Origin of the sequence: Phytobacter sp. RSE-02 (genome assembly GCF_040578655.1) — a bacterium.
GTDB classification, from domain to species: domain Bacteria; phylum Pseudomonadota; class Gammaproteobacteria; order Enterobacterales; family Enterobacteriaceae; genus Phytobacter; species Phytobacter diazotrophicus.
The window spans coordinates 587,207-600,301 of record NZ_JBEULY010000001.1 but is presented as its reverse complement, the minus strand read 5'-3'; the positions used below and the strand labels follow the sequence as shown (position 1 = coordinate 600,301).

8 protein-coding genes are annotated in these 13,095 nt (G+C 53.4%); 3 read left to right on the top strand and 5 right to left on the bottom strand.

Annotated elements, in window-relative coordinates; all coding sequences use genetic code 11:
* Positions 1–2: 2 nt before the first annotated feature.
* Positions 3–1,142 carry a polysaccharide export protein gene (locus ABU190_RS02615; protein WP_271850996.1) on the bottom strand — a complete coding sequence of 380 codons (1,140 nt, stop codon included), beginning with the start codon at positions 1,140–1,142 and terminating at the stop codon, positions 3–5.
* Positions 1,143–1,838: 696 nt separating this feature from the next.
* Here ABU190_RS02615 and ABU190_RS02610 point away from each other — a divergent pair.
* The gene (locus ABU190_RS02610) at positions 1,839–3,422 is read left to right on the top strand and encodes a TerC family protein (protein WP_354690301.1); all 1,584 of its coding nucleotides are present in this window, start codon (positions 1,839–1,841) and stop codon (positions 3,420–3,422) included.
* Positions 3,423–3,443: 21 nt separating this feature from the next.
* On the opposite strand, the gene asmA is transcribed toward ABU190_RS02610, so the two are convergent.
* From asmA to udk, 3 genes are all read right to left on the bottom strand, one after another.
* The gene (asmA, locus tag ABU190_RS02605) at positions 3,444–5,294 is read right to left on the bottom strand and encodes an outer membrane assembly protein AsmA (protein WP_354690300.1); all 1,851 of its coding nucleotides are present in this window, start codon (positions 5,292–5,294) and stop codon (positions 3,444–3,446) included.
* 25 nt (positions 5,295–5,319) lie between these two features.
* Complete coding sequence (gene dcd / locus ABU190_RS02600; RefSeq protein ID WP_041851979.1) at positions 5,320–5,901, bottom strand: dCTP deaminase; 582 nt, start codon at positions 5,899–5,901, stop codon at positions 5,320–5,322.
* An 82-nt stretch (positions 5,902–5,983) separates the two neighbouring features.
* Positions 5,984–6,625 carry a uridine kinase gene (gene udk, locus ABU190_RS02595; protein WP_041852052.1) on the bottom strand — a complete coding sequence of 214 codons (642 nt, stop codon included), beginning with the start codon at positions 6,623–6,625 and terminating at the stop codon, positions 5,984–5,986.
* A 354-nt stretch (positions 6,626–6,979) separates the two neighbouring features.
* Between udk and ABU190_RS02590 the strand changes: the two genes are divergently transcribed.
* A complete protein-coding gene (locus ABU190_RS02590) occupies positions 6,980–10,312 on the top strand; it encodes a diguanylate cyclase (protein WP_354690299.1) in 3,333 nt (1,110 codons plus the stop codon).
* Here the strand turns inward: ABU190_RS02590 and alkA are convergent.
* Complete coding sequence (gene alkA, locus ABU190_RS02585) at positions 10,305–11,153, bottom strand: DNA-3-methyladenine glycosylase 2 (RefSeq protein ID WP_354690298.1); 849 nt, start codon at positions 11,151–11,153, stop codon at positions 10,305–10,307. The two genes, ABU190_RS02590 and alkA, sit on opposite strands and share 8 nt — an antisense overlap.
* A 134-nt stretch (positions 11,154–11,287) precedes the next feature.
* Between alkA and yegD the strand changes: the two genes are divergently transcribed.
* Entirely contained in the window at positions 11,288–12,640 is a 1,353-nt protein-coding gene (gene yegD, locus ABU190_RS02580; protein ID WP_354690297.1) for a molecular chaperone, read from the top strand.
* The last annotated feature ends 455 nt before the right edge of the window (positions 12,641–13,095 follow it).

The window sequence follows — 13,095 nt, the reverse complement described above, 5'->3', positions numbered from 1 at the left end:
TATCACCAGGTGTGAATGTCGCGCGCCGTATCCGTCATGTAGCGAACGCCACTGATGGTTGGCAGCAACTGATTGATGAGACGGTTCCAGCGAGCAACCGGTGCGGTCGTCACATACACCACGTCATACGGCTGGAGGCGGAATTCAGTCGCCATCACCAGCGATGTCGCATCGGACATATCAAGCTGATAGATGTTGGCAATCTTGCCGCCGCGACCGTTCTCGCCTTTCAGCGGACGAATAACGAAGATGCCGCTGGCGTTGGAAGTTGTCAGATCGATGCCTTCGGCCTGACCCAGCGCTTCGGTCAGCGTCATACCGCTGAAGTCCATTTTGAGGGTGCTCTGTTTTTTAACTTCACCCATTACGAAGACTTTCAGATCGTCATTACGCGGTACGAAGAGGATGTCGCCCGGATAGAGCAGACGGTTTTGGCTCAAATCGCCGTTCTGCATCAGCGCCTGCAGGGAGATACGTTGTTCTTTGCCGTTATGTGTCAGCACCACATTGCGCCAGTCGGCGGCATCGGTCAGTCCGCCCGCGGCGTTAATCGCATCCAGAACCGTCAGCGGAACGTTGGTGATGGCCTGCTGGCCTGATTTGTTGACCTGCCCGGAGACATAGGCTTTCTGCGAACGGAAAGCGGCGATATTAACGTCCACCTGCGGGTCAGCGATGTACGTCGCTAAGCGGCCGGTAATATCACTGCGGATTTCGCCAAGGGTTTTCCCCACAACATGAACTTTGCCAATATAGGGATAGAACATGGTGCCATCGGGCTGTACCCAGTTACCGGTGTCGCTTGAACTGCGGTACTGGCCTGCCGGCGTGGTCAGTTCAGGGTGGTCCCAGACGGTAACGCTAAGCACATCCCCTGGGCCAACACGATATTGATAGTTTGAGATTTCCTGATCCAGCGACATATTCGGCTGGGCGACATTCGGTCGCGGACGTAATTGCTCAACCAGACGTGGCGTCAATGGATAGACATTCACCATGCGGTCTAAATCAAAATCGGCGTCTTGTTGTTTAATCACATCTTTTCCCGACGTTGACATATTGCTACCGGGAAAAACTGTGCAGCCACTCATCAAGCTCATGGACACCAATAATGGTATCAATTTCGTTTTGGATTTCATCATTGATTAATTATCACTTTTGCAGAGTAATTATCCTGTGTATTTAAATAAGCGACTGGTCATAACGGAATCAGAATGCAGTTAATCGAAACTTAATATAACTGGTATCAGTCCTAAAAATCGCTTATTCAACCACATGCTATTGACAGAATAATCCAGACTTTTTGACATGCTGTCAGGCAGGCTACCGCCCTTGGCTTTCAGCTACCAATCCACTGATTAAACAGTAAGTTATTGAAAACACCCTTTTGTACCCCGAACCTGATAGAGAATATTCCTGGATGCCTTAAATACGGCAGTCATAAGGATTTACGCTGTTTAGCTGCATTAAAAATAACTTCACAGGTATATTTGAAACATGCTGGAGGAATTGTTGCAGCTAAGCGAATTACAGGCAAGGCAACATCCCGCCCTAAACATATTTTTAAGAATAATATTAAGAGCAAATATTTGGGTTTTTAGGATTTTATTGATATTGACAAAATCCTTACCTGCATTTACGCATGCGAAATATCCTAAAAGGTCTTTTCACCAACTGGCGTAAATAATCCCATTACTAATAAGGAAATAGATTTTTAATATATTCTCCCAGCGTGGTCAGAAATAAGATAAATCGCATACCAGCATTGCAATTTAGATTGGCTTTATCCATGATCAGATAACGACAATTGTTAGAATTGATAAGGTGTTACACATACGATGGAATGGATTGCCGATCCATCAATCTGGGCCGGTCTGATTACGCTGATTGTGATCGAACTCGTGCTCGGCATTGATAACCTGGTTTTTATCGCGATACTTGCGGAAAAACTCCCACCGGCGCAACGCGACCGTGCCCGTGTTACAGGGCTGCTACTGGCGATGGTCATGCGCCTGCTACTGCTTGCGTCTATCTCCTGGCTGGTTACGCTCACCAATCCTCTTTTTTCCTTCCGCGACCTCAGTTTCAGCGCGCGCGATCTCATTATGCTGTTCGGCGGCCTGTTTCTGCTCTTTAAGGCCACCGTGGAACTTAACGAACGTCTGGAAGGTAAAGACAGCGATAACCCCACGCAACGACGCGGAGCGAAGTTTTGGGCCGTGGTAGCGCAAATCGTCGTCCTGGATGCCGTTTTCTCTCTCGACTCGGTGATTACCGCAGTCGGGATGGTTGATCATCTGGCTGTCATGATGGCCGCCGTGATTGTCGCCATCTCGCTGATGCTGCTTGCCAGCAAAGCGCTGACGCGTTTTGTGAACAGCCATCCGACGATTGTCATTCTTTGTCTGAGTTTCCTGCTGATGATTGGCTTTAGCCTTGTCGCCGAAGGCTTTGGTTTCCATATCCCGAAAGGCTATCTGTATGCCGCGATAGGCTTCTCGGTCATGATTGAAGCGCTTAATCAGCTTGCTATCTTCAACCGTCGCCGTTTTCTCTCAGCCAACCAGACCTTACGCCAGCGCACGACAGAAGCCGTCCTGCGTCTGCTGAGCGGCAAAAAAGAGGATGCGGAGCTTGATGCTGAAACCTCTTCCCTGCTGGTCGACCATGACAGTAGTCAGCTTTTTAACCCGCAAGAGCGGCGGATGATTGGTCGGGTGCTTAACCTCAATCAGCGTACCGTTAGCAGCATCATGACCTCCCGTCATGATATTGAACATATCGATTTGAACGCCCCGGAAGCGGAGATTCGCGATCTGCTGGAGAAAAACCAGCATACGCGCATAGTGGTGACCGGTGGCAATGAAGAGAGTGATTTGCTGGGCGTGGTGCATGTTATTGATTTACTGCAACAGTCCCTGCGCGGTGAGCCGCTGGATCTGCGCGTATTGATCCGCCAACCGCTGGTATTCCCGGAAACCCTGCCACTGCTGCAGGCGCTGGAGCAGTTTCGTAGTGCCCGCACCCATTTTGCGTTTGTGGTCGATGAGTTCGGTTCGGTTGAAGGTGTGGTCACCCTGAGCGACGTGATGGAGACCATTGCCGGCAATCTACCGAATGAAGTAGAGGAGATCGATGCCCGCCACGACATTCAGAAAAACAGTGACGGTAGCTGGACCGCGAATGGCCATATGCCGCTGGAAGATTTGGTGCAATATGTCCCGCTGCCGCTGGATGAAAAGCGGGAATATCACACGATCGCCGGGCTATTGATGGAGTATCTGCAACGGATCCCGACGCCAGGAGAAGAAGTTCAGGTAGGCGACTATGTCGTAAAAACGCTGGAGGTGGAAAGCCACCGCGTGCAGAAGGTCCAGATCATCGCCCTGAATACGGGCGACGAACTGGATTATCAGGTCTGACTGACGCCGGGGCTCCCGGCGTTACAGTTTATTGAGCAGTTTTTTCAGGTCTTTACCGTTCTGACTGTCTTTGTTGCGATCCGCCCACTCATTCAGTCGGCGTTTCGCTTCATCCTGCAAATGCTTACGTAAAATCTGATCGACCTGTAGGCTATAATTCAGTGACTGCCATTTACCATACACGTTCAGCGGAATGTCGGTAGATTTCAGGTAATCAATCAGTTTACTGTCGCCTTTCCAGCCGTCGAGTACACGAATGTTAAAGTGGGTGTCACACTGCTCCTTCACCAGGTCCATTTCACCCTGGCCGGACAGGCTCAGCAACGGTGAACGCCCCTGCATATCCGCCAGCGTCATGACGCCCGAGTCCAGCGACAGCTCAGTGCTGAAGGTGTCGAGACGCGTCACGTTATCGTAATTTTCCTGTGCCTGTACATCACTGCTACGGGCAACTGCCTGCTGGACCAGTTGTTGGAAGTTCAGCCCTTCCATCTGGCTGTCTTTTATCTCGACATGGGCATCGCCCTGCCAGTGACGCCGGAAATCATCAGCATCAATCCGGCTCCCCGAAAAATCTCCCGCCAGAGAGAGTTTACCCGTGAGGGCAATCGGGTAATTGAACGCTTTAAGGATATTGCCAATTTCGATGTTATCCAGCCGCGGCTGGAAGACGGCACGTGACTTATCACGGCGCACATCCAGCATACCGGGCAGAGAAATATCCCCATCGCCCATTTTGCCCTGCAGCGTAGAGATGCTGAGCAAACCGGCATTATTAGAGAACTGACCGGTGACGTTATCAAAGCGCATTCCGCGCCAGCGAATATTATTGGCGGTAAGCGATACCTGCGCGGTGAAATCACGCAGGCTGGTATATTCCTGCTGTACGCTATTGGCAATCACCGGCCGCGGCATACGCCCCTGCGCTTGCTGCCCCTGTTGTTCAGTCGAAGCATCCGTGGAAGCCGTCTCTTTCGGCGCAAGCAGATTATCGAGATTCAGCGTGTCGAACTGTAAATCCAGCAGCCATTGCGGTTTTGCAGAAAGAATGACGCTGCCCTTGCCGCTAAATGCGCTGTCGTTGGCGCTAAGATGGAGATTGCTAATGGAAATTTGCTGACGATCGCCCTGCCACTGCGCGGAGAGGCTCCCCTCGCCCGTAATACCCTGTGCCGGGACATCGCCCCCCTGCAATTGCCATTTCAGATCGCTAATGGCCGCCGTGAGGTGGGTCGGATAGTCGCTGGCATCCACTTGCGCTTTCAGGGATAACGAGAGATCGCGCTGATCGCGATTCACGCGCCCCGAAAAGTCCAGCGTCGCCTGGTGCGTAGCATCCTGTTCCATCTGCAGGCGAATATCGCGCACGGTAATCTGTTCGTCATTTTCATGCTGGAAAACCAGCACGCTGTCGGCAACCTGTAGTCGGGCAATATCCCACGACCAGCCACGATCTTCGGCAGCCTGCGGCAGCGTGTTCTCTTTAGGAGCAACCGGCGCATCATGTTCTGGTGCCGCATAGGTCTGCGGCGTCAGTTGAATGACAGCCCCTTTGAGCATGACCTGCTTCACCTGAAGCTGATGAGAGAGCAGCGGCAGCAGCCCAACATCCAGGCGCATATTGTCCGCTTTCACTACAGGGGCTTCCGCTCCCGGGGCGGTCAGGGTAACGCGCCCGGAGAGAATGCTCAGTTGCGGCCAGACATGCCAGCGCAGCGGGCCGTCAAGTTGCAACTGGTAGCCGCTACGGGCTTCAACCTGACGCACCATGTAGTCACGAAAATCGTTTGGGTTGACCATGACGACCAACGCCGAAAGGCCGGCTACCAGCACGACCAGTAATATCATTAGCGTGGTTAACACTCTTCTCATGGCAGCCTCAGTGGGTACAAATCACTCAGTCCTTGTCGATGCGGCTGGCAACCGCGCCCTGCTGGTCGCGATACTTCGCGTCCTGGCGGCGGTTATACGGACGGTCGGCCGGGCCGGAGAGCGGTTCAAAGCTCAGCGCACCAATCAGCATACCGGGGCGCAATGCCAGCGGCAGTTTGCCAGAATTATAGAACTCCAGCACGATACTGCCTGACCAGCCGGGATCGATGCGGTGTGCGGTGACGTGGACCATCAGCCCCAGACGCGCCAGTGAAGAGCGTCCATCCAGCCAGCCCACCAGGTCGGCCGGCAATGTCACCGATTCAAAGGTCACCGCCAGCGCCAGTTCGCCAGGATGCAGGAAAAAGGCTTCCCCGTCGGGGAGAACGATTTCATCGCTCATTACACGATCGAGCGCCGCACTCACTTCGTCTTTCGGCCCGCTCAAATCGATGAACGCAGCAGTGTGCCCACGGAAGGTACGAAATTTGTTGCCCAGGCGGACATCGACAGTCGCGCCATTAATGCGCTCAACGGGGGGACGCGGGGTAATCGACAGACGCCCCTGATCCAGCCAGGCTTCAATATCTCGGTCGCAAAGACGCATGGCACTTTCTCCTTTCGTGCATGACGCCCCTGACAATTCAGGGGCAAAGCAAAGTAAACTAAAGGGTACAGCCTATCATGTATTATTCAAAAAACTGGCTGATTTTGGCTTTCAGAATATCAATCGCGATGCGGTTTTTACCTCCGCGCGGCACGATGATATCGGCATACTGCTTGGAAGGCTCAATAAACTGCAGGAACATCGGGCGAACCGTCTTCTGATATTGTGCCATCACCGAGTCCATTGAACGGCCACGCTCGTTCACATCACGCTTGATACGGCGCATCAGGCAGATATCCAGCGGGGTATCAACGAAGATAGAAAAGTTCATCTCATCACGCAGGCGCGCGTCGGTCAGCAGCAGAATGCCTTCAAGAATGATGACTTTTTTCGGTTCGATGTGAATAGTTTCTGGTGTACGGGTATGTTCTACATAACTATAGACCGGTAATTCAATGGCCTGGCCGCTTTTGAGCATCTGCAGATGCTGGAACAGCAGACTATGATCCATGGAGCTTGGATGGTCATAGTTGGTTTTGACACGCTCTTCCATCGACAGATGACCTTGATCTTTATAGTAACTGTCTTCCGGAATAACGCCGATATGCTCATCACCCACCTGCTCACGCAGTTCACGATAAAGCGTGCTGGCAATAAGACTTTTACCTGAAGCCGATGCGCCGGCGATGCCGATAATGACGCACTGATGTGACTTATCAGTCATAAATTTAGCGACCTGATTAACCTGGATGTAAAGGAAGGACGACGCCTGAGCGTCAAACGCGGCAATTATAGGGATTTCGCGTCCATGATACCAGTCGAATACGTCCTGTACGCCGTTCGGGAAAAAAGCGCGCTGCTTATTTTGCAAAATGCGACTTTTCGCAAATCAGAACGTTCAAATTAACAGCGCTTGTCGGCTTTTTTCCCGAAACTAAGTAATTAATAACATTATGATGTCAAATTCTGAGCAGACGGCATAGGAATTGTAAATTGTTTGTACTAGCATAATCCGAACTCATATTTAACTCGTCCGGACGCCGTTCCTGACAACATAGGGTTTGCGGATTAAGCGGTAATGATGAAACAAAATCAGCGAGTCTTGATGGCCACCCCTAACCTTATACTGCGTCTGTTCAGTTTGGGGTTATTGTCGTTCATCTTTTCGTTATTCTCGCTGCAACTGACCCGCTTCGGCACTCACCTCTCACCGCTGTGGTTTCCCACAGCCCTGATGATGGTGGCGTTTTATCGCCACGCCGGAAAAATGTGGCCGGGCATCGCCGTCGTCTGTTCGTTGGGCAGTGTGGCGGCCACCATTCAGCTATTTTCGGTAAGTTCAGTCAATCTCTGGTATACGGTCATCAACGTTATCGAAGCGGTGACCGGGGCCATGCTACTACGCAAATTTCTGCCCTGGTATAACCCGCTACAGAATCTAAGCGACTGGATACGGCTGGCTATCGGTAGCGCGCTCATCCCTCCCCTGCTGGGGGGGATTTTAGTTTGTCTGTTGGTGCCCACTGACAACCTCGTGCGCACTTTCATGCTCTGGGTGCTCTCAGAGGCCATTGGCGCTCTGGCGCTGGTGCCGATTGGTGTTCTCTTTAAACCGCACTACCTGCTGCGCCACCGCAAGCCGCAGTTGCTTCTTGAAACGCTGGCAACCCTGGCCGTTACGCTCGGCCTGAGCTGGCTGGCAATGACCTGGCTACCCTGGCCGTTTACTGCCGTGATCGTGCTGTTGATGTGGAGCGCCATCCGCCTGCCGCGTATGGAAGCGTTTCTTATCTACCTGATTACCGTGATGATGGTGTCGCTGATTATGGCAACTCATCCGCTGGTGGGCATTCTCCCACCCAAATCCGGCGCAGTGCTGAACGCGCCCTGGCTGCCGTTTTTAATGATTCTTCTGCCCGCTAACGTCATGACAATGGTGATGTATGCCTTCCGGGCCGAACGCAAACATATAAGTGAAAGCGAAGAGCGCTTCCGTAATGCGATGGAATACTCCGCCATCGGCATGGCGCTGGTCGGCCTCCAGGGGCAGTGGCTACAGGCCAACAAAGCCCTGTGCAATTTTCTGGGCTACACCCAGGAAGAATTGCGACTGATGACATTTCAGCAACTCACCTGGCCGGAAGACCTGAATAAAGACCTGGAGCAGTTGGATCTGTTAGTTCGCGGTGAAATTAATACCTACTCGCTGGAAAAGCGCTACTACACCCGCAGCGGCGATTTGGTCTGGGCGCTGCTGGCGGTGTCGGTGGTGCGTCACGCGGACGGCTCTCCGCGTTATTTCATCGCCCAGGTCGAAGACATAAACGATCTGAAACAGACTGAGTGGGTCAATAAACGGTTGATGGAACGTATCACCCTGGCGAACGAAGCCGGGGGGATAGGTATCTGGGAGTGGGAGCTGGAGCCGGATATCATCAGTTGGGACAAGCGTATGTTCGAACTGTATGAAGTGCCGTCGCACATTAAACCGACCTGGCAGCTTTGGTATGAACGTATTTTGCCTGAGGACCGGGAAGAGACCGAACGCATTATCCGCGACTCTTTGATGTCGCGGATCGCCTTTAAACTGGAGTTTCGTATTGCCGTAAAAGACGGTATTCGCCATATCCGCACTCTCGCCAACCGGGTGCTAAACCGCAATGGCGAAGTGGAACGTCTGCTCGGCGTCAATATGGACATGACCGAGGTGAAGCAACTCAACGAAGCGCTATTCCAGGAAAAAGAGCGTCTGCATATTACCCTGGACTCCATCGGTGAAGCCGTGCTCTGTACTGACGTCGATATGAACGTCACGTTTATGAACCCGGTCGCCGAAAAAATGAGCGGTTGGTCGCAGGAGCAGGCGATGTCGCAGCCGTTGCTGAACGTGCTGCGAATCACCTTTGGTGAAACCGGCCCGTCGATGGAAAACATCCATAGCGGCGATATGTCGCGCTCTGCTATCGAACAGGATGTGGTGCTTCACTGCCGTACCGGGGGCACTTACGATATCCATTACAGCGTGACGCCACTGAGCACCCTGGACGGGCAAAATATCGGCTTCGTCCTGGTTATTCAGGACGTCACCGAGTCGCGTAAGATGTTACGCCAGCTCAGCTACAGCGCCTCTCACGACGCCCTGACCCATCTGGCGAACCGCGTTAATTTCGAAACGCATCTTAAGCGCCTGTTGAAAAGCGTGCAGGAGTTACATCAGCGTCATGCGCTGGTATTTATCGATCTCGATCGCTTTAAAGCAGTGAACGATACCGCCGGGCATGCCGCTGGCGACGCCCTGTTGCGTGAGCTCTCTTCACTGATGCTGAGCATGCTGCGCTCCACCGATATTCTGGCCCGTCTGGGTGGCGATGAGTTTGGCCTGCTGTTGCCGGACTGCAACGTCGAAAGCGCGCGGTATATTTCCGGGCGCATTATTCAGTCGATTAACGACTACCACTTCATGTGGGAAGGACGTATGCACCGTATAGGCGCCAGCGCGGGGATCACCATTATTGATGAAACCAACCATCAGGCCTCGGAAGTCATGTCGCAGGCCGACATTGCCTGCTATGCGTCGAAAAATAATGGCCGCGGACTGGTGACCGTCTATGAAGCGCTGCAAGGTCAGATGCTCCAGGAACGCAGCATGATGTCGCTGGAGGAACAATGGCGGATGATCAAAGACAATCACCTGATGATGATTGCCCGCAGCGTCGCCTCACCACGCGTACCGGAAACCTGCAACTTCTGGTTGCTCTCTCTGCGCCTGTGGACCAGCGAAGGCGAAGTCATGGAAGAGCGAGCCTTCCGCGCAGGGTTAAATGAGCCGGAGCTGATCCGCGCCCTTGACCGCCGCGTATTCCATGAGTTTTTCCGTAACCACGCCACCGCCGTTGCAGCGAAAGGGCTGGGTGTCGCTTTACCGCTCTCGGCTGCCGGGCTTTCCAACAGCAAACTGGTAGATGAAATACTGGACCTGCTCGAACATGGACCGATGCCGGGTCGCCTTCTGCATCTGATGATCAACGCCGACGCCCTTATGCGTCAGGGCAAAGAGATTATCGATAACCTGAAAAAGCTGCGCCATGCGGGCTGCCGTATCATCCTGAGCCACATTGGCCAGGACCTGGAAATTTTCAACCATCTTACGCCGCACACCGCCGATTACCTTTTGCTCGACCAGGAGCTGGTGACAAATGTTCATGGCAACCTGATGGATGAAATGATGGTCACGATTGTTCAGGGCCATGCCCAGCGTCTGGGCCTGAAGAGCATTGCCGGGCCAACAAACCAGCCGCTGATGATGGATACGCTTTCCGGTATTGGCATTGATTTGATCTTCGGCGACACCATTTCACAGCCTCAGCCGCTGGATATGATGCTCAACACCAGCTACTTCGCCATTAACTAACGGTGAGATGTGGCTGCCAGCCCTCGGTATACCAGATGTGCAGCAACGCGTAAGAACGCCACGGCTGCCAGCGCTCGGCATAGCGGCGAATCTGTGCGGGCGTCATTCCGGCAAAACGCTGCTTAATCAGATAATCATCCGCCAGGAAAACATCTTTTGCCTGCCAGCCGCGCAGGGCGAAATAGTTCGCCGTCCAGCGGCCAATTCCCGGAAAGGTTTGTAGCGTTTTCATCCCGCGTTCTACGTCATCCGGCATCGTCAGGGGAAACGTCCCGTCCAGCACCGATTGCGCGAGAAAGATCAGCGATTCCGCGCGCTTTACCGGCATGCCTAGTGCTTTGAGCGCCAGCGGATCCGCCTGCGCCAGTTGCGCGGGTTGCGGGAACAGAACGAAGTGTTCATTCAGCCTGTCGCCGTAGAGGGCGGCCACGCGGGAAGTCAGCTTTGCCGCCATCGCCACGCTCACCAGTTGGCCCAGAATTGCGCGGACGGCCTGTTCAAACGGGTCAATGCAGCCAGGAAGGCGCAGGCCTGGCCGCGCGGCCCCCACATCCCCGAGCGCATCGGTAATGATCTGTGGCGTACAGTCGAGATCAAAAAGCTGACTCAGCCGCTGCAAACAGACATCTGCCACCGGCAACAGGCCATCGCTCAGCGTAACTTTAAGGGTTGAAGTGGCCTCATCCGGCTCGGCGCTTATCACGCCGCGATGCTCGCCAAGAGCGAACGAGCGGGTGTACGTCGTCTGAGTAATCACTTCGACGCCAGAAACCGTACGCAAGCGTAAAAATTCCAGTATCCATGCCCAGTCATAGGGCGGCTGCCAGCGCAGTGTGTACATACCATCTCCTGTCATTAGTGGCTAAGAGCATATACGCATTCATGATTTTGCGCTTTGCTTTGATATTCCAGTTGTCCTGCCGCGCGCATTCGGCTAAAGTCGCCCCCCTTCTTCACTGGCATGGGGATAAACACGTGTTTGTAGGTTTTGATTACGGCACCGCCAACTGCTCGGTCGCCGTTATGCAGGAAGACACTCCACAACTCTTAAAAATGGAAAACGACAGCACCCTGCTGCCGTCGATGCTCTGCGCGCCCACGCGCGAAGCGGTGAGTGAGTGGCTCTATCGTCACCACAATGTCCCGGCAACGGGGAGCGAAACGCAGGCGCTGCTGCGCCGTGCCGTGAGCTATAACCGCGAAGAAGATATCGACGTCCAGGCGTCAAGCGTCCAGTTCGGCCTGAACTCGCTGCGTCACTATGTGGAAGATCCGCAAGAGGTTTACTTCGTTAAATCACCGAAATCGTTCCTCGGCGCAAGCGGGCTAAAACCGCAGCAAATCGCACTGTTTGAAGATTTGGTCTGCGCCATGATGCTGCACATTCGCCAGCAGGCAGAATCACAGCTTCCGCAGACGATTGACCAGGCGGTGATTGGCCGGCCGATTAACTTCCAGGGGCTGGGGGGTGATGACGCCAACGCGCAGGCTCAGGGCATCCTTGAACGTGCGGCAAAACGCGCCGGTTTTCGCGATGTCGTGTTCCAGTACGAACCGGTGGCTGCCGGGCTGGATTTTGAAGCCACTTTGCGCGAAGAAAAGCGCGTGCTGGTGGTGGATATCGGCGGCGGGACAACCGACTGTTCGTTATTGCTGATGGGGCCACAGTGGCACAATCGTCAGGATCGTGAGACCAGCCTGCTGGGGCATAGTGGCTGCCGTGTCGGCGGTAACGACCTGGACATCGCGCTGGCGTTTAAAAACCTGATGCCGCTGCTTGGCATGGGCGGCCAGACAGAAAAAGGCATCGCGTTGCCGATCCTGCCCTGGTGGAACGCTGTCGCAATTAACGACGTTCCGGCGCAAACCGATTTCTACAGCGCGGCAAACGGACGCCTGCTCAACGACCTGGTACGCGACGCCCGCGAGGCGGACAAAGTCGCCCTGCTGCAAAAGGTGTGGAAGCAGCGCTTAAGTTACCGCCTGGTGCGCAGTGCCGAAGAGAGCAAAATCGCCCTCTCCGGGCAGGTGCAAACCCTGGCGCAGTTGCCGTTTATCAGCAACGAACTGGCGACCGCTATTGATCAGGCGGGACTGGAAGCCGCTCTGAATCAACCATTGCAGCGTATTCTGGAGCAGGTGCAACTGGCGCTGGACAACAGCGACACGACGCCGGAGGTGATTTATCTCACCGGGGGCAGCGCGCGCTCACCGATTATCAAACGCGCACTGTCACAGGCGCTGCCGGGGATCCCGATTGCCGGTGGCGATGATTTTGGCTCGGTAACTGCCGGTCTGGCCCGTTGGGCACAGGTGGTATTTCGTTAAGGGTTGTAGCACCGCTGCCAGCAGCATAACTTTTTGCGTAACGCAGATAAGTATTATGCTGGCGCGGTATCCCGTATTTTCCCGCGCCGTGTCGGAATTTAAATAACTTTTCCCATTGGTGATATATTACGTTTCAATCCCCCAAAATTGTTTATTATTTCCATAAAAACAATTATTGCCTTCACCTTATTTCATCTTTTTTCATTCTCTTCCCATCCCTCGCCAATAATTATTTTCTAAAGAGGCTAATCTGGTCTTTTTTTTCATAAAAACCGCACAGGTGGGGAAATAACACACGCCAAAGGGGTACATGAATCGCTACCGGCACTACAAATAAAATTGCAAAAAAACGTCCCGCATTGTTTTTATTGCTCTTTTCACACAGTATATCACATTGTCGCATTTTCCGGATTGCAACCTGCTCCTGAGATTGTTACAACCAAAGGCACGTTTTC